The 16,108-nt window shown below is 63.6% G+C and carries 16 protein-coding genes; 11 read left to right on the top strand and 5 right to left on the bottom strand.

What is annotated here, in order from left to right:
• The first annotated feature begins 211 nt into the window (after positions 1-211).
• The 8 genes from FXB41_RS08135 to FXB41_RS08100 all read left to right on the top strand — a co-directional run bounded on the left by FXB41_RS08135 (position 212) and on the right by FXB41_RS08100 (position 6,862).
• Entirely contained in the window at positions 212-961 is a 750-nt protein-coding gene (locus tag FXB41_RS08135; RefSeq protein ID WP_219681133.1) for an ABC transporter ATP-binding protein, read from the top strand.
• Positions 958-2,484 carry a permease gene (locus FXB41_RS08130; RefSeq protein ID WP_219681131.1) on the top strand — a complete coding sequence of 509 codons (1,527 nt, stop codon included), beginning with the start codon at positions 958-960 and terminating at the stop codon, positions 2,482-2,484. The genes FXB41_RS08135 and FXB41_RS08130 overlap by 4 nt, the downstream gene beginning before the upstream one ends.
• Before the next feature lie 68 nt (positions 2,485-2,552).
• Complete coding sequence (locus FXB41_RS08125) at positions 2,553-2,807, top strand: AbrB/MazE/SpoVT family DNA-binding domain-containing protein (RefSeq protein WP_219681129.1); 255 nt, start codon at positions 2,553-2,555, stop codon at positions 2,805-2,807.
• On the top strand, positions 2,804-3,208 hold the full coding sequence (locus FXB41_RS08120; protein ID WP_007599522.1) for a type II toxin-antitoxin system VapC family toxin: 405 nt from the start codon (positions 2,804-2,806) through the stop codon (positions 3,206-3,208). The genes FXB41_RS08125 and FXB41_RS08120 overlap by 4 nt, the downstream gene beginning before the upstream one ends.
• A gap of 58 nt (positions 3,209-3,266) precedes the next feature.
• On the top strand, positions 3,267-4,082 hold the full coding sequence (locus FXB41_RS08115) for an MBL fold metallo-hydrolase (protein WP_219681127.1): 816 nt from the start codon (positions 3,267-3,269) through the stop codon (positions 4,080-4,082).
• Positions 4,083-4,152: 70 nt separating this feature from the next.
• On the top strand, positions 4,153-5,097 hold the full coding sequence (locus FXB41_RS08110; protein ID WP_007599520.1) for an EamA family transporter: 945 nt from the start codon (positions 4,153-4,155) through the stop codon (positions 5,095-5,097).
• A 76-nt stretch (positions 5,098-5,173) separates the two neighbouring features.
• Complete coding sequence (locus FXB41_RS08105; protein WP_219681125.1) at positions 5,174-5,695, top strand: hypothetical protein; 522 nt, start codon at positions 5,174-5,176, stop codon at positions 5,693-5,695.
• A 117-nt stretch (positions 5,696-5,812) separates the two neighbouring features.
• Complete coding sequence (locus FXB41_RS08100) at positions 5,813-6,862, top strand: amidohydrolase family protein (protein ID WP_219681123.1); 1,050 nt, start codon at positions 5,813-5,815, stop codon at positions 6,860-6,862.
• 98 nt (positions 6,863-6,960) lie between these two features.
• Here FXB41_RS08100 and FXB41_RS08095 read toward each other — a convergent pair whose 3' ends face one another.
• Positions 6,961-7,416 carry a cupin domain-containing protein gene (locus tag FXB41_RS08095; protein WP_219681121.1) on the bottom strand — a complete coding sequence of 152 codons (456 nt, stop codon included), beginning with the start codon at positions 7,414-7,416 and terminating at the stop codon, positions 6,961-6,963.
• A gap of 235 nt (positions 7,417-7,651) precedes the next feature.
• On the opposite strand from FXB41_RS08095, the gene FXB41_RS08090 reads away from it, so the two are divergent.
• Positions 7,652-8,206 carry a hypothetical protein gene (locus FXB41_RS08090; RefSeq protein ID WP_219681118.1) on the top strand — a complete coding sequence of 185 codons (555 nt, stop codon included), beginning with the start codon at positions 7,652-7,654 and terminating at the stop codon, positions 8,204-8,206.
• Here FXB41_RS08090 and FXB41_RS08085 read toward each other — a convergent pair whose 3' ends face one another.
• Together FXB41_RS08085 and pcaB are read right to left on the bottom strand one after the other, a co-directional pair.
• On the bottom strand, positions 8,207-9,463 hold the full coding sequence (locus FXB41_RS08085) for an aminopeptidase (protein ID WP_063994582.1): 1,257 nt from the start codon (positions 9,461-9,463) through the stop codon (positions 8,207-8,209).
• Positions 9,464-9,576: 113 nt separating this feature from the next.
• Complete coding sequence (pcaB, locus tag FXB41_RS08080; protein ID WP_219681116.1) at positions 9,577-10,938, bottom strand: 3-carboxy-cis,cis-muconate cycloisomerase; 1,362 nt, start codon at positions 10,936-10,938, stop codon at positions 9,577-9,579.
• 438 nt (positions 10,939-11,376) lie between these two features.
• On the opposite strand from pcaB, the gene FXB41_RS08075 reads away from it, so the two are divergent.
• Positions 11,377-12,936: a winged helix-turn-helix domain-containing tetratricopeptide repeat protein gene (locus FXB41_RS08075; RefSeq protein ID WP_219681114.1), complete on the top strand. Its 1,560-nt coding sequence runs from the start codon at positions 11,377-11,379 to the stop codon at positions 12,934-12,936.
• 43 nt (positions 12,937-12,979) lie between these two features.
• On the opposite strand, the gene FXB41_RS08070 is transcribed toward FXB41_RS08075, so the two are convergent.
• Positions 12,980-13,402 (bottom strand): GFA family protein, encoded by a 423-nt coding sequence (locus tag FXB41_RS08070; RefSeq protein WP_007599506.1) that lies wholly within the window; start codon positions 13,400-13,402, stop codon positions 12,980-12,982.
• A 230-nt stretch (positions 13,403-13,632) separates the two neighbouring features.
• Complete coding sequence (mddA, locus tag FXB41_RS08065) at positions 13,633-14,418, bottom strand: methanethiol S-methyltransferase (protein WP_219681112.1); 786 nt, start codon at positions 14,416-14,418, stop codon at positions 13,633-13,635.
• Positions 14,419-14,552: 134 nt separating this feature from the next.
• On the opposite strand from mddA, the gene FXB41_RS08060 reads away from it, so the two are divergent.
• Positions 14,553-16,103: a winged helix-turn-helix domain-containing tetratricopeptide repeat protein gene (locus FXB41_RS08060; RefSeq protein WP_219681110.1), complete on the top strand. Its 1,551-nt coding sequence runs from the start codon at positions 14,553-14,555 to the stop codon at positions 16,101-16,103.
• The last annotated feature ends 5 nt before the right edge of the window (positions 16,104-16,108 follow it).

Below are 16,108 nucleotides of genomic sequence, written 5' to 3'. Positions count from 1 at the left end.
ATCTTGTGTTCAGTCGCTACGCAGTCGTTTCGCTGCGTTAGCGCCATTCGTCCCTTTGCCAATTCAGCCTGAACCGCCAAGCGCTGTCAACAAACGGTGACTTGCCATTAGTCCAATCCGGATGACGGAATTTGCGGCAGCGCGATTCACGGTGCCGAAACATCTTCGGGGCATGGTCGCGAGCGATGCAAAACCGCAAGGTGTGGCCGCCATGAAGACGGACGACTCGGCGCTCGAAGTCATGGGGTTAACGAAGTGTTTTGACCGTCTGGCGGTCGATAACCTCGATCTCACCATCCATGCCGGCGAATTCTATGCGCTGGTCGGCCCCAACGGCGCCGGCAAGACCACCACTTTGCGCATGGTTGCAGGCCTTTTGCGGCCCGATGCCGGCGCGGTCTCCATCTTCGGCATCGATGCGCTCCAAAACCCCGTCGCCGCCAAGCAGGTGATGGCGTGGGTCTCCGACGAGCCCATGATCTACGACAAGCTCACGCCGCTCGAATATCTCGAATTCGTGGCCGGTCTGTGGGGCATCGCACCATCGGCCTCGGAACCGGTCGCCGCGGGTCTCCTGAACTCGCTCGGGCTCGAGCCGCACCGGCACGAACGCTGCGAGGGTTTTTCCAAGGGCATGCGCCAGAAGGTCGCCCTCGCCGGCGCCCTGGTGCACGATCCCCGCCTCATCATCCTCGACGAACCGCTGACGGGACTGGATGCCGTCTCCGCCCGCCATGTCAAGGGACTCCTGAGCGAGCGCGTCCGCGCCGGTTGCACCGTCATCATGACCACGCATATCCTCGAGGTCGCCGAACGCATGGCTGACCGTATCGGTGTGATCGCAGCCGGCCGCCTGGTTGCCGAGGGCACGCTAACCGAGCTCCGGCAGCAAAACGGGCACGCCGACACCAGCCTGGAAGATCTCTTCATCGCGCTGGTGACGCTTCCGGAAGCCGCATGAGCTCGGCCACCGCGCTGTCCTGGTTCGCCCGCCACGAGCTCCGGCTCGCCTGGCGCGAATGGCTCGCCATGATGACCGGCGGGCGGCGCAAACGAACACGTGCGGCGGTAATCGGCCTGCTGTTCTTCGCGGCGCTGCTGCACGTACCGGCCTGGGCGGTGATCGGCCGCTTCGCCGACCTGCAATTGCCACTCGACAAATCCTCGCTGATCGTGATCTCGGCGACGATTTTTCTGGCCTGGACGCTGATGCTGTCGCAGGCAATCGAATCGGTGACCCGGGTGTTTTACGCACGCGCCGATCTCGACCTCATCATGTCCTCACCCGCGACGCTGGCCAATCTGTTCTCGGTGCGCATCGCCGCGATCGCGCTCGCCATCACGGTGATGGCGCTGCTGTTCTCGACGCCCTTCATCGACGTGCTGGTATTCGGGGGCGGCGCGCGCTGGCTTGCTGCGTTCGGCGTCGTTGTCGCCATGGGCCTGTCGGCCGCAGCGATCGCGATCGCCGTCACCATCCTGCTGTTTCGCCTGATCGGTCCGGCGCGGACACGGTTCGTCGCCCAGATCCTCGCCGCCATCATCGGCGCCGGCTTCGTGATCGCGCTTCAGGTGGCGGCGATCATGTCCTACGGCACGCTGTCGCGCTTCACCATCCTGACCTCGGGTAGCTTGGCCGCTTACGCGCCCGATGCCGACAGCATCTGGTGGTGGCCGGCGCGGGCGGCGATGGGAGACGCCGAAGCGCTGCTGCTGCTCCTGGCGCTCGGGCTCGTGCTGCTCGGAAGCGTCATGGCGATCTTCTCGGGCCGCTTCGCCGACACGGCGATCGATGCCGCCGCCTATGGCGCGTCCGGCCGTCGCAGCGCGAAGGAGCGCCCGTTCCGCGGCGGATCGCGTCAGCATGCCCTGCGGCGCAAGGAATTTTCGCTGCTCTGGCGCGATCCCTGGCTGATCTCGCAGACGCTGATGCAGCTGCTCTATCTGGTGCCGCCGGCGCTGCTGCTCTGGCGCAACTTTGCCGACAGCTCCGCGGCGCTGACGCTGATCACGCCCGTCATCGTCATGGCGGCCGGCCAACTCGCCGGCGGGCTTGCCTGGCTGACGATCTCGGGCGAGGACGCGCCCGACCTGGTTGCGACCGCGCCGCTGACGCCGTCCAGCGTCATCCGCGCCAAGATCGAGGTGGTGCTGATCGCGATCGCCATCGTCTTCTGCCCGCTGATCGCGGCGCTCGCTTTCGCCTCGGCGTTCCAGGCCGCGGTCAGCGCCGGTGCGGTCATCGTCAGCGCGGCCTCCGCCACCGCAATCCAGCTCTGGTTCCGGGTGCAGGCCCGGCGCAGCCAATTTCGCCGCCGCCAGACCTCGTCGCGACTTGCGACCTTTGCCGAGGCGTTCTCCTCGATCGGCTGGGCTGCCAGCGCCGCGCTGGTGCTCACGCTGCCCATCGTCGGTCTCGTCAGCGGCCTGATCACCGCGGGCCTCGTCGCCATCACCTGGAAGTTCAGCCCGCGGCGGGAGTAAAGGCTGCCTGCCTTGAAAGTAAGGATAAATTGCCTTACCTATCAAGGTCTCAGTATTGAGGGATCCCCATGAGCACGCTCACGGTCACGGCAAAGGGGCAGGTTACGCTACGGAAAGACCTCCTGGAGCACCTCGGTGTACATCCGGGCGACAAGATTTCGATAGAAAAGCTTCCTGGCGGGCGAGTTGAGGTGAGAGCAGTTCGGCCCACCGGAGAGATTCCGGATGCCTTCGGCTTTTTGAAGGGAAAGACGAACGGTCGATCGCTCTCGATCGAGGAGATGAATGCGGTCATTGCTGACGGCTGGGCCAGCAAGCGATGAAGATAACACCCGACACCAACGTCCTGGTACGGGTGCTGGTCGAAGATGATGCCGAACAGAGCAAGGTGGCCGAAGCCCTTCTCGAGAACGCGGACCTCATAGCCATCTCGATCCCCGCATTATGTGAGTTGGCTTGGGTCCTCTCACGAGGCTACAAAACCTCTGCTGGAAATATCGCGGCTTCGATCCGGCACTTGATCAATGCATCCAATGTCGTCGTCAACCGGCCCATAGCTGAGGCTGGATTAGCGCTCCTCGAGGCCGGGGGTGACTTTACCGATGGCGTCATCGCCCACGAAGGCAACTGGCTTGGGGCCGATACTTTCGTGTCGTTCGACAAAGCGGCCGTGAAACTGATCAAAGCAAGCGGTGGAATGGCGCGGCTCGCCGGCACCACATGACGCGAGGATAATTCGTAGATACACTCACAGATCGTCGATAAGCGCCGGACGGTTCCTGATGTCTCGATTGTTGCTGACGGTCTGTGCGCTTCTCGGTTGGCTGGTAACATCTGCCTTCGCGCAGCAATCACCTCAGCGCAGCGAATGCCTGGCGATGGCGCATGCGGCACCCCGCGCGACGCCGGTCGCGTTCCGGCAGGCCGCAGCCTCCGCTGAAGTCCAGATTACCTATGCAGGCCATTCCACCTATTTCATCGACACGCCCGGCGGCTTGCGCATCGCGACCGACTATAGCGGGGCCTACCAAGTGGGCCGGCTGCCCGATGTCGTCACGATGAACCGGGCCCACAGCACGCACTATTCTTTATATCCCGACAAGCGCATTCCTCATGTGCTGCATGGCTGGGGCGAGGACGGCAAGCCGGCCATCGTGTCGGAGCGCATCGGCGACACCTTCATCCGCAACGTCACCACCGACATCCGTCGCTATTTCGGCGACGATTCCGGCGCCGACATGATCCGCGACGGCAATTCGATCTTCATCTTCGAGGTCGCGGGCCTCTGCATCGGCCATCTCGGCCATCTTCACCACAAGCTCGACGACAGCCATTTTGCCCAGATCGGGCGGCTCGACATCGTCATGGTGCCGATCGACGGCACCTACACCATGTCGCTCGACGGCGTCTCCGAGATCACCAAGCGGCTGCGCGCCTCGGTCGTGCTGCCGATGCACCGCTTCGCCACCCCGCTCGACGATTTCATGCAACGTATCGGCCAGCAGTTCGAGATCGACCGGCGTATGGAACGAAGTTTCCGGATGTCTCGGGATGCGTTGCCGTCGAAGCCGACGGTGATCATCCTCGACGGGGTGTGACGCGCCGAGCCGGAACGCATGAGCCTCCTCCGACTTGGTTGCTTCGAAATCAGTTACGATCGGAGCAGTCATGAGCAGAAGGTTGCTGGTCATAGGCTCATTTGCGGCCATTTACCTGCTGTGGGGTTCCACCTACTTCGCCATCACTTTGGGCCTGAAATCGATTCCGCCATTTCTGCTGATGGCGCTGCGTTCGCTCTGTGGCGGCATCTTGTTGCTGGCCATGAGTGCCGGTGAGGTCGCGAACCTATCCGCGCAGGCGTGGATAAGGGCGAGCCTGTGCGGGCTCCTGTTCTTTGTCGGTTGCCATGGCGTACTCGCCTTCGCGCAGCAATCGGTTCCTTCGGGCGTGGCGGCCATCGTGCTGGCCACGATCCCGTTCTGGATCCTGCTGATCGATGTCTTGTTCCCCGGCGATCAGCGACCGAAGCCCTTCGCCCTGCTCGCTCTCGTGCCGGGCTTCTTCGGCGTCGGACTCGTGGCGTGGCAAAACGTCGAGCAGGCCGGCATCAGTATCCTTCCCGTCGTCTGGCTGCTGGCTGCGGCCTTGTCATGGTCGGCCGGGACTATCTTGTCCCGGAGCATGTCGAGCCAGGCATCCGCTATCCTGCTTTCGGGCATCCAGCTTTCGATAGGCGGTACCGTGTTGTTCGCGATCAGTTGGCTGACAGGCGAGATCGGAAACTTCAGGCCGAGCGAGGTTTCGCTGACTTCGCTTGCAGCGGCGCTTTGGCTGATCATCGCTGGCAGCGTGATCGGATTCGTTGCCTACAACTGGCTTCTGGAAAACGTCTCGACCTCGTTGGTGTCGACCTACACTTTCGTCAACCCGGTGATCGCTGTACTGCTCGGCACCCTCGTGCTGAGCGAGCCATTTTCGCGCCTGATGTTGCTTGGTGCGGGTCTCGTGATTGTCTCCGTCATCGTCATTTGGCTCGCGGAACGCGCGACGAGCCGACGAACGAACGATAGGCCCAATCCTGGCATAGGGCATCTGTCGCCCAACAAGACTTGACGGCGGGCGCCGCGCAATTTTCTCCAAGTCGGCTGCCGCCCGGTCGTGCTGATCTCCCCGCAAACAGGAGATCGACATGAGCGACTTTGCGAGATTATTGCACGCGGACGGACCGAACCCCGAGCACGCGGCGGCGCTCCAGCTTTATGGCCGCTTCGTCGGCGATTGGGACGCCGAGATCACCGCCCATGGACCCGATGGAACGAAACACACAGCGCCCGGCGAAATCCATTTCGGCTGGGTGCTGGAGGGCCGCGCCGTGCAAGACGTCTGGATCATTCCGCGCCCGGCTGGCAGCCCGGCCTTGCCGATCGCCGGCAATTGGTACGGCACGACGCTGCGGGTCTACGATCCGACCATCGATGCGTGGCGGATCTCCTGGTTCGATCCCGGCCGCGGCATATTCCGCCAGCAGATCGGCCGTCCACGCGATGCCGACATCGTTCAGGAAGGCACGACCGAAGCCGGCGACCTGACGCGCTGGAGTTTTACGGAAATCACCGAGGATTTCTTCCATTGGCTCGGCGAGGTCAAGCCGGCCACCGCAACCGATTGGCGGCTTTTGGTCGATGTGAGGGCGAAGCGGCGCAAGGATTGACGACGGCGCCGCTGTGCCCGCGATGACGGGTGCGGTTGCGAAACGCGCGCTGCTGCACGCGAGAACGAGGTGTTAGGCTCCGAGAACAAGAAGCATACATCAAGGGAGCGAACGCCGATGGCCGCAAGCGGTTTGCCCGCCAACACGAGCGGGCTATTCGTCGAGCCGCGCGAGGACTGGCTCGCGCTGCATCGGGAGGAGATCATCGATCCCTCGCGGCCGATCGTCGATCCCCATCACCATCTCTGGAATCGCGGGCACCGCTATTTGATCGAGGAGATGGCGGCGGATATCGCCTCCGGCCACAACATCACCGCCACCGTCTATGTCGATTGCCGCTCGATGTATCGTGCGCACGGGCCCGAAGCATTCCGGCCGGTCGGCGAGGTCGAGTTCGCCAATGGCGTCGCCGCGATGAGCGCCAGCGGCGGCTATGGCAAGGCGGCGATCTGCGCCGGCATCGTCAGCCACGTCAACCTGCTGCTCGGCGATGCCGCACAACCGGTGTTGGAGGCCGAGATCGCGGCGGGCAACGGTCGCTTCCGCGGCATCCGGCATTCCTCGGCCTGGGACGCAGATCCCGCAGTCGCCGGCATGTATGCGAGCCGGCCGCAGGGATTGTTGCAGGACCCGACCTTCCGGAAGGGCTTTGCCTGTCTCGCGCCGCTGAACCTGAGCTTCGACGCCTGGCTGTTCCATCCGCAAATCGGCGAGCTGACCGAGCTCGCCCGCGCATTTCCCGACACCAGGATCGTGCTCGACCATTGCGGCGGCCCGGCCGGAATCGGCCGCTTTGCCGGGCGACGCGAGGAGGTGTTTGCGCAATGGCGCGCCTCGATCCGGGAGATCGCGAAATGCGAGAACGTCGTGGTGAAGCTCGGCGGGCTCGCGATGTGCCTGCTCGGCTACGACTTCCATTTGCGCGAGAGGCCGCCGTTATCCGAGGAGCTTGCCGCGGCGTGGCGGCCTTACATTGAAACCTGCATCGAGGCGTTTGGACCCAGGCGCGCGATGTTCGAGAGCAATTTCCCGCCGGACAAGGGCCAGTGCAGCTATCAGGTAATCTTCAACGCCTTCAAGCGTATCGCGGCGCCCTTGAGCGAGACCGAGAAGACGGCGTTGTTCTCGCAGACCGCGAGTGATTTCTACCGGCTCGATCTGCCTTAAAGTGATTGGCGCCATGACGAGAACAGGGGCCGGGATGTTGATCCCGGCCCCCTGTTCCGTCGTGACCGCTGGGAAGCGTCCTTGAAACTGATTGAACTCTAACCGGCGCCCATCAGCGAGGCAGGACGGCGCTCGCCGGTGGAGACGAAGATCTTCTTGAGCTTGTTGAGGACGCGGATCAGGAAGCCGATCATCACGGGATTGGTCTTGCGGCAGAAGGCGATCTTCTTGACGTGGCCCTCGACATGCCATTTGGCATGCGCGCCGTTGCGGAAGAAAATGACGTCGCCCGGGCCGTAGCGCTTCGGCGGCATGCCGTCGCTTTCGAGCACGATCGACCCTTCCATGATCATGATCGTCTCATCGATGTCGTAATACCAGTTGAAGCGGCCTCCGGTGCAGGCCCAGATGATGGTCGAAGCGGTGCCGTCGGCGCTGGTGGACAGGATGTGCGAGCGCGACACCGGATTGCCTTCGATGATCCAGGACGGTTCGATCGGCCGCAGCTCGAGATCTACATTGCAACTACTGATTTCAATCAATGCGCGCGACATCTGTTCCCCCAGGGGATAAAATATGATCCGCCGGGTCTCGGCCCGGATTGTTCAAAGATGGCGGGAACGCTAGTAGCCGGTTTTTAATTCTTTCTTACGCAGGGTCCGACAATCAGCCGCAAGTTGCAGACGCGAAACGGTTAACGTCCCAATTTCCCTGCAATTTCGTACACATGAACCCTTCTTTTCCGGGGTGCGACAAAGTGCGCGAAGCTATCTGAAAGGAGCCATGCCGATGCCCCTCACCCCGGAGGTTCTCGCAACTCAAGGCGAGGTCGTGGCCTGGCTCGGCAGCCTCGATGTCTCCTTCGCAACCGACGAGGAGCCCTGGTTCACCGTCGATGGCATCGAAAGCCCCCGGCAGATCGGCAGTGACGGCTCCGGCGGCGCGTTCGTTCTGCTGCCGTCCCAGAATGTGCGCTACGTCTCGTCGGAAGGCCGCGCGGGAATCATCGCGGAGAGTTTCGAGGCTTTCGTCAAGCTCGTCGTGGCGCACCCCTATTGGCTCGACATCCTCAAATTTTCCGCCGGCGGTGATCTCCATGAGATGCGGCGGGCGGCGGATGCGCTGGAGGCCACACTCGACGACGAGGACGACGTCAACGAGGCCCGCGAGCAAATCCGCGGGGGTCTCGACCTGCCCGAGGCGAATGATCCGGTCGGTGCGCTCTACGACGCGGTGGCGGCCTCCGACGCCGTCGTGCGGGCCACCGACGGCAGCCCGTTCACGACGCTGTTCAACCGCTTCAGCATCGACAACAGCCCGATGCTGCGCAACGCGGCGGCGTAGTTACTTCGCCCATTCGCCCTTGCGAAACACCGGCACTTTGCTGCCGTCGGCCAGAATGCCGTCGATGTCGGTCTCGGCCGAGCCGATCATCCAATCGATATGGATCAGGCTCTGGTTGCCGCCTTGCGCCGCGATCTGCTGCGGCGTGAGCTGGGCGCCGTTGACGAAGCACTTCGAATAGCACTGGCCGAGCGCGATGTGCGAGGCCGCGTTCTCGTCGAACAGCGTATTATAGAACAACAACCCGCTCTGCGAGATCGGCGAGGAATGCGGCACCAGGGCCACTTCGCCGAGACGCCGCGCGCCCTCGTCGGTGTCGAGCACCTTGTTCAGTACCTCCTCGCCGCGCGAAGCCTTGGCGTCGACGATCCGGCCGTCCTCGAAGCGCACCGCGATGTTGTCGATCAGCGTGCCCTGGTAGGATAGCGGCTTCGAGCTCACGACATGGCCGTAGACGCGCCGGCAATGCGGCGTGGTGAAGACCTCTTCGGTCGGGATATTGGCGTTGCAGCTGATGCCGTTCTTGGAGAGCGAGGCGCCGCCCTCCCATTCATGGCCGTCGGCGAGCCCGATGGTGAGGTCGGTGCCCGGTCCCGAATACTGGAGCGCGCGGAAACGCTGGCCGTTGAGCCAGTTGGTGCGCTCCCGCAGCACCGCATTGTGGCTCGCCCAATTGGCCGGCGCATCGTCGCGATCGACGCGGGACGCTGCGAAGATCGCGTCCGCGAGCTTGCCGATCGCGACCTCTTCAGGATCGTTCGGAAAGACTTGCTTCGCCCAGGACGGGCTCGGGTAGGCAATGATGTTCCAGTTGGTGTCGAAATTGACGATCTTTTCCAGCGCCGGCTGATAGGCCATGGAATTGGCCTTGCTGGCGCGCGCGACCTTGGAAGCATCTTCGCCCGAGAGCAGCATCGGATTGTCGCCGACGATGGCGAGACGCGCGGTGTTGTTCGAGAACGCCTTGGCCATGCCCTCGTAGAGCCAGTTGGCGGCGCGATCGAAGCTGTCGTCGTGGCCGTGGCGATAGCGCGCCAGCGTCATCTCTTCGTCGGAGAGAATGGGCGTCACGATGCCGGCGCCGGCCTTGTAGGCATGCACCGCGATCCGCCGCACCAGCGGCAACGCGATCGCTGGTGCCGTCAAGAGCAGATCCTGGCCCGGCCGCAAGCCCAGGCCCACCTTCACCGCCACCTCGGCCAGCCGGTCGAGCTTCACGGGATCGATGGGAGTGGAGGTGATGCGTTGATCAGTCATGCCGGATCCTCTGCCGAACGTCTCTCGTCCAATCTAAGTCTAGCATCGCGAGACACAAGTGCGCGAGTGCCTTGCGACCCCCCAAAGATACGCAGTTTCGCGCATTTTGGTTTTCAACGCGTTGCCGATTTCAGCACCCGGTCGACCATGGCGGGAGCAAGGCCGAGGTAATTTTTCGGTGATGTCAGCGCCTCGATCGTGGCACGGTCGATTCTGACAGAGACGCGGGAATCGGACGAGAGCGCGTCCGCCAGCGTAAGACCTTTCTCATTGGCGAGCCGGCAGGCGTCATAGACCACGTCATGGGCCTCCTGCCGCCCGATCTGCGGCGCGAGCCCCATCATGACGGCTTCGGCCACGATCAGACCGCGGCTGACGGCGAGATTCTCGTTCATCTTGCTTTCATCCACGATGAGGCCGGCGAGCGCGAACTTCGCCTGGTGCAAGGCGCCGGCGGTCAGCACGAAGCTCTCGGGGATCGCCATCCATTCGGCGTGCCAGGGCCCGGTGGCGCGCTCGAAATCCTGCACCATGGCATCCAGCATGAGGCCGGCGTGCTGGCGCACCGCCTTCGACGCCGCGAGCATCAGTTCCGAGGAGATCGGGTTGCGCTTCTGAGGCATAGTCGAGGAAGCACCGCGTCCCTTGACGAAGGGCTCGTAGACCTCGGCGAATTCGGTCGAGGCCATGATCATGATGTCGAGCGCGATCTTGCCGAGCGAGCCGGTGACGAGCGCCAGGAAGTTGACGGCCTCGGCAAAACCGTCGCGTGCGACGTGCCAGGTCGAAGCGGGGACGCCAAGCCTCAGTTCGGCGCAGAGCGCTTCCTGCACCTCGAACCCCTTGTCGCCGAGCGAGGCCAGCGTGCCGGCGGCGCCGGCGAACTGGCCGACCAGGACGCGCGGCTTCAATTCACTGAGGCGCTCGGCGTGGCGGTCGAACATCGCGAGCCAGATCGCGGTCTTGTAGCCGAAGGTGACCGGCAGCGCCTGCTGGAGATGGGTGCGGCCCGCCATCGGCGTGTCGCGGTGGCGCTTCGAGAGGTCGGCAAGGATTGTGCGCAGCGCGGCGATGTCCTGCTCGACGATCTCGAGCCCGGCGCGCAATTGCAGCACCACGGCGGTGTCCATGATGTCCTGCGTGGTCGCGCCCCAATGCACATAGCGGCCGGCATCGCCGCATTGCTTCACCATCTGATGCACGAGCGGCAGGATCGGATAGCCGACGACATCGGTCTCCTGCCGCAACAGGTCGAAATCGAGCGCGGCAACATCGGTCCGCGCCGCGATCTGGTCGGCGGCATCGTGCGGAATCACCCCGCACTTCGCTTCCGCTTTCGCCAGTGCCACCTCGACCTCGGCATAGCGCGCGACCGTCGCGATATCGGAAAACACCTCCCGCATCTGCGGCGTGCCGAAGGCATCGCGGAACAGCACGGAATCGAGCACGGTGGTCGAGGCATGAAAAGCGGGCATGGGCGTTTCTTCGTGGTTGGTGTTTTGTGTGGGCGGCAGCTTACGCACGCGGAACTGTTCGGCAATGGACATTCACCGTTCGTCACACATTCGATGCCATCGCGGCGAAGGCCAGGACAACATGGGAAGCTCCCGCACGCACGCCATTGCCTCAACACCGACATTGCGAGGAGCCCTTGCGACGAAGCACTCCACGCTGTCTGCGCGGCGACAGGCTGGATTGCTTCGCTACGCTCGCAATGACGTGAGGAAATCGCGACAATCCGGCCGAACCGGCCACGTTCTAACCAAGGCTGCATTCCTCCCCGTAAACTGCATGCCTGCCATCACGCGATCGTGGTGAACCGGGCAGGCCCCTCGGTGGACTCACAGACATCAGCCGAAATCCGTTTTGCTTTCATCATTGCCCGATGTTGCCTTGAGGTCTGAGTTTTCGACGTGCAGTTTCTGTTCCGGGATCACCTGCTCGATACCGACTTGCGCGAGCTGAGCCGCGAGCAGGTTCCCGTTGCCGTGGAGCCGCAGGTCTTCGATCTCGTTGTCCACCTCATGGAGAACCGCGACCGGGTGGTCAGCAAGGACGAGCTGATCGACAAGATCTGGCACGGGCGCAGCGTGTCCGAATCCACGCTGACCAGCAGGATCAATGCGGCACGCAAGGCGGTCGGCGACACCGGCGCGAGCCAGGCGGTGATCCGTACCATCTCGCGCAAGGGTTTTCGTTTCGTCGGCGACGTCGAGACCAAGCGTGGAGCAACCGCGCCGGAATCCGATTTCGGAGCGAAGCTACTGCAGGCCCCGCTGGCGCTGCCGGACCGGCCGGCGATCGCGGTGCTGCCCTTTACCAACATGAGCGGCGACCGCGAGCAGGACTATTTCTCGGACGGGATCAGCGAGGACATCATCACCGCGCTGTCGAAGCTGCGTTGGTTCTTCGTCATCGCGCGCAACTCCTCCTTCGTCTACAAGGGCCGCGCTGTGCACATGAACGAGGTCGCGCGCGAGCTCGGCGTGCGCTACGTGCTCGAAGGCAGCGTGCGGCGGAGCGGCGATCGCGTGCGCATCTCCGCACAGCTCAACGACGTCTCGACCGGCAGCCATCTCTGGGCCGAACGCTACGACCGCGAGCTTGCCGACATCTTCGCGGTGCAGGACGAGATCACCGAGGCGATCGTCGCCGCGATCGAGCCGCAGCTCTATACCGCCGAGAGTTTTCGCGCCCAGCAGAAGCCGCCGGGAAGCCTGGATGCCTGGGACCTCGTGATGCGCGCATTGTCGCATTACTGGCGCATCACCCACGAGGACAATGCCGCCGCGCAAGGATTGCTCGAGAAGGCCGTCGCGCTCGATCCCGCCTATGGCAAGGCGCTCGGCTTGCTCGCGACCAGCCACATCTTCGGCGCGCATATGGGCTGGTCCGACATGGCCCCGACCGTGCCGGTCGCCGAGCGCGCCGCGCTCGCGGCGGTGGAGGCCGATCGTGAGGATGCATGGGCCCATCATGGTCTGGCTTATACTTATCTATTCCGCCGCCGCTTCGACGACGCACTGGCAGAGTTCGAACTGGCGCTGGAACTCAATCCGAACTTTGCGATGGCGCACGCCTTCCATGGCGTCACGCTGTGCTACGCAGGACGATGGCAGGACGGCGATGCCGCCGCGCGCCACGCGCTGCGGCTGAGCCCGCGGGATCCGCTTGCGCCGATCTATTGCGGGATCGCCGCCTATGCCCAGTTCATCGGACATAACTACGAGGCAGCCGTGCAGATGGCGCGCGAGTCGATGCGGCAGCGCGCCGATTTCGTCGGCGCGCATCGCGTGCTGACGGCCGCCGCCGGCATGTCGGGGGATCCCGTGCTCTCGGCTTCCGCCCTGGAAGGCTTGCGCCGCGCCCAGCCCGGCATCTCGCTGGCCTGGATCACGCGCGAGCTGCCGATGCTGCGGGAAGAGGATCGCGAGCATTACCTCGAGGGACTGTGGCGCGCAGGAATGAGGTAGCAAATCTCTCCTCTCCCGCTTGCGGGAGAGGAGAAGGGCGCCGTCACTCCTGCATCATCTCGCCGCTGCCGCCGAACTCGGCCGGAAAATCCTTGAGCTTGGGCAGGCCGTCGCGCATCGGCAGCACCGTCTCGGCGTAGTTGACGTGGACGCCTGGTGCAAACGCCAGGGTGGGGATGGTGGCAGTGAAGACGTCGATCAGGCCGAGCGGCGGATGGTTGGTCATGAGATGACCGCCGCACTTCTTGCAATATTTGCGCTGGCTGAGCGGCGTCTTCGCAAAGGTCTCGACATTCTCTGCACCTTCTGTGATGCGCACGGCTTCGGGCTTCCACAGGCTGAAGGCGTTCACCGGACCGCCCGACCACGAGCGGCACGAGCTGCAATGGCAATAGCCCATCGCCTCCGGCGCGCCTGTGACCTCGATCGTGACCGCGCCACAGAAGCAGTTTCCAACATGTTTCATTAGGTCGTCTCCGTTGATGATTGTTCAGATTCCTCTCCCCGCTGCTGTTTGCCGATAAGTCGGCAAAAAGGAATGCGGGGGTCGCGACGAGCTTCGCTCGCACTAATAGCGTCGGGGTGAAGGGGGATTCACCCCGAGAAACGTGGAAGGCCGGGTCGGCAAGCTCCGTTACGCGCCTCGGCGCCGCCGAGCGTCCTCCTTTCGGCGGACGCGGCCGAACGACGCGCAAGCTATACCGACTTGCGCCAGGGAATAAGCATCGACACCCGTTGTTTGTACTGCCGGTACTCGTCGCCGAAGAGATCGATGAGGTCGTGCTCCTCCAGCGCGATGCCGACGAAGATGTAGGCCGTCGTCACGGCGGCGAACAGCAGATGGCCCACGGTCATGACCGGCGCCGCCCAGAACGCGATGATGAAGCCGAGATAGATCGGATGACGGACGAACTTGTAGAGCAGCGGCGTCTTGAAGCGCGGCGGCGACGCCTCCTTACCGACGAGATGATTGGTCACCTGATGCAATCCGAACAACTCGAAGTGATTGATGATGAAGGTCGAGGTAAACACCAGGACCCAGCCCACCAGCGACAGCGTGACGATCGTCACAGCAAGATCCGGGTTCGCGACGTCCCATATGACCGTGGGCAGCGGACGCCACTGCCAGAACAGGAGAAGCAATGACAGGCTGGCAAACAGCACATAGGTGCTGCGCTCGACCGGCTTGGGGACGTACTGCGTCCACCAGGCCTTGAATTGCCGGCGCGCCATGACGCTGTGCTGGATCGCAAACAGGGCCATCACGAGCAGATTGATGATGACGGCCTCGGCCACGGGCGTATCGGTCCCGGTATCGATGGTCTTCGGCACCACGAGCCCCATGACGAAGCCGATGGCGTAGAGAATGGTGACGAAAAACACGAGATACGCCGCAATTCCGTACAGAAAGGCGATGAACTTGAAAATGCGTGAGCCCGCAACCGGGCCGATAGGATCAACCTGATGATCAATTTGGGTCATAAACAGCTCCGTTGTGCCAAAACGCCAGCACTTCATTGGTCGCTGCACCATGCCGCACCGGAGGTCCCAAGACTTTCGCGGACGGTTGATTTTCGCCTGAGACGACTTTGATTTTTGCTTGAGACGACAGAAACGTGCGATTTCGCTTTGAAAACAACGTGCTCGACGGCGACCTGCGGGAACTCACCTGCAGCGGCGCCGCCGTGCCGTTGCAGCCGCAGGTGTTCGATCTCCTGCTTTATCTGGTGGCGCAGCGCACCCGTGTGGTCAGCAAGGATGACCTGATCAGCCAGATTTGGAGCGATCGGATCATCTCTGATTCCGCCCTGAACAGCCGGATCAACGCCGCGCGCAAGGCGCTCGGCGACGACGGTGCGACTCAGCGGCTGATCAAGACCATTCCGCGCAAGGGCTTTCGTTTCGTCGGCGAAGTCCGGGAAGAAATGGCATCCGCGCCCGCCCCCACGCAACCCGTCGCTGCTTTGCCGCGCGCCCTGGCGGACCGCCCGGCGGTCGCGGTGCTCGCTTTCGAGAACATGAGCGGCGATCCCGCACAGGACTATTTCGGCGACGGGATCAGCGAGGACATCCTCACCGCGCTGTCGAAGCAGCGCTGGTTCATGGTGATCGCCCGCAACTCGTCCTTTACCTACAAGGGCCGCGCTGTCCACATCCGGCAGATCGCCGAGGAACTCGGCGTCCGCTACGTCGTCGAAGGCAGCGTGCGCAAGTCGGACAACCGGGTGCGCATCACCGCGCAGCTCAACGACGCCACGACGGGCAGCCATCTCTGGGCCGAGCGCTACGACCGCGAGCTGGTCGACGTGTTCGCCGTGCAGGACGAAATCACCAACGCGATCGCGGCGGCGATCGAGCCGCAGATTCATGCGGCGGAAAGTTTTCGCGCCCATCGCAAGCCCCCCGCGAGCCTGGATGCCTGGGATCTCCTGATGCGGGCGCTGTCGCATTACTGGCGGGTGACGCGGCGGGATCACGAGACCGCGCGGGCGCTGCTGGAACGCGCGGTCGGCATCGACCCGAACTACGGCCAGGCGCGGTCGGTGCTCGCGGCGAACCACATGTTCGGCGTGCATCTCGGCTGGGCCGAGCTTGCCGTGGTGGCACCGGTGGCCGAAGCCGCCGCGCTCGCCGCGGTGCGCTGCGACCACGAGGATGCCTGGGCGCACGCTGCGCTCGGAAGCGTCTACTTCTCGACGCGAAGGCTTGCGGACGCGCTGTCCGAGTTCGAGCAGGCGCTCGCGCTCAATCCCAACTTCTCGCTGGCACAGGGCTATTACGCACTGGCGCTGTCCTATGCCGGACGACCGAAGGATTCATTCGAGGCAGCGCAGAGGGCAATGCGGCTCTCGCCGCGCGATCCATCGTTGGCGATCTATCACGGCATCGCCGGCTATGCCCGCTTCACCGAGCGGCGCTATGGCGAGGCCATCACGCTCGCGCGGGAGGCGATCCGCCACCGCGGCGACCTTACCGGCGCCTACCGCGTGCTGGCGGTTTCTGCTGGCATGACCGGCGACGGCGTGCTTGCGGAGATGGCGCTGGGCGAGCTCCGCCGCACCCAGCCCAACATCTCGCTGCGCTGGATCGCGACGCAATTGCCATGGGCGAACGACGCCGACCGCGAACACTATCTGGAAGGGTTCCGGCGGGCGGGCTTGCGCTAGACGAT

It is taken from the genome of Bradyrhizobium canariense (assembly GCF_019402665.1).
Classification (GTDB): Bacteria; Pseudomonadota; Alphaproteobacteria; order Rhizobiales; family Xanthobacteraceae; genus Bradyrhizobium; species Bradyrhizobium canariense.
Note: the sequence above shows the minus strand (reverse complement) of the source record. Positions and strands in the feature narration are given on the sequence as shown.

What these genes read in the sequence shown, in the direction of transcription:
- FXB41_RS08135 (WP_219681133.1), top strand. Translation starts at nt 212, where the DNA reads ATGAAGACGGACGACTCGGCGCTCGAAGTCATGGGGTTAACGAAGTGT.
- FXB41_RS08130 (WP_219681131.1), top strand. Translation starts at nt 958, where the DNA reads ATGAGCTCGGCCACCGCGCTGTCCTGGTTCGCCCGCCACGAGCTCCGG.
- FXB41_RS08125 (WP_219681129.1), top strand. Translation starts at nt 2,553, where the DNA reads ATGAGCACGCTCACGGTCACGGCAAAGGGGCAGGTTACGCTACGGAAA.
- FXB41_RS08120 (WP_007599522.1), top strand. Translation starts at nt 2,804, where the DNA reads ATGAAGATAACACCCGACACCAACGTCCTGGTACGGGTGCTGGTCGAA.
- FXB41_RS08115 (WP_219681127.1), top strand. Translation starts at nt 3,267, where the DNA reads ATGTCTCGATTGTTGCTGACGGTCTGTGCGCTTCTCGGTTGGCTGGTA.
- FXB41_RS08110 (WP_007599520.1), top strand. Translation starts at nt 4,153, where the DNA reads ATGAGCAGAAGGTTGCTGGTCATAGGCTCATTTGCGGCCATTTACCTG.
- FXB41_RS08105 (WP_219681125.1), top strand. Translation starts at nt 5,174, where the DNA reads ATGAGCGACTTTGCGAGATTATTGCACGCGGACGGACCGAACCCCGAG.
- FXB41_RS08100 (WP_219681123.1), top strand. Translation starts at nt 5,813, where the DNA reads ATGGCCGCAAGCGGTTTGCCCGCCAACACGAGCGGGCTATTCGTCGAG.
- FXB41_RS08095 (WP_219681121.1), bottom strand. Translation starts at nt 7,416, where the DNA reads ATGTCGCGCGCATTGATTGAAATCAGTAGTTGCAATGTAGATCTCGAG.
- FXB41_RS08090 (WP_219681118.1), top strand. Translation starts at nt 7,652, where the DNA reads ATGCCCCTCACCCCGGAGGTTCTCGCAACTCAAGGCGAGGTCGTGGCC.
- FXB41_RS08085 (WP_063994582.1), bottom strand. Translation starts at nt 9,463, where the DNA reads ATGACTGATCAACGCATCACCTCCACTCCCATCGATCCCGTGAAGCTC.
- pcaB (WP_219681116.1), bottom strand. Translation starts at nt 10,938, where the DNA reads ATGCCCGCTTTTCATGCCTCGACCACCGTGCTCGATTCCGTGCTGTTC.
- FXB41_RS08070 (WP_007599506.1), bottom strand. Translation starts at nt 13,402, where the DNA reads ATGAAACATGTTGGAAACTGCTTCTGTGGCGCGGTCACGATCGAGGTC.
- mddA (WP_219681112.1), bottom strand. Translation starts at nt 14,418, where the DNA reads ATGACCCAAATTGATCATCAGGTTGATCCTATCGGCCCGGTTGCGGGC.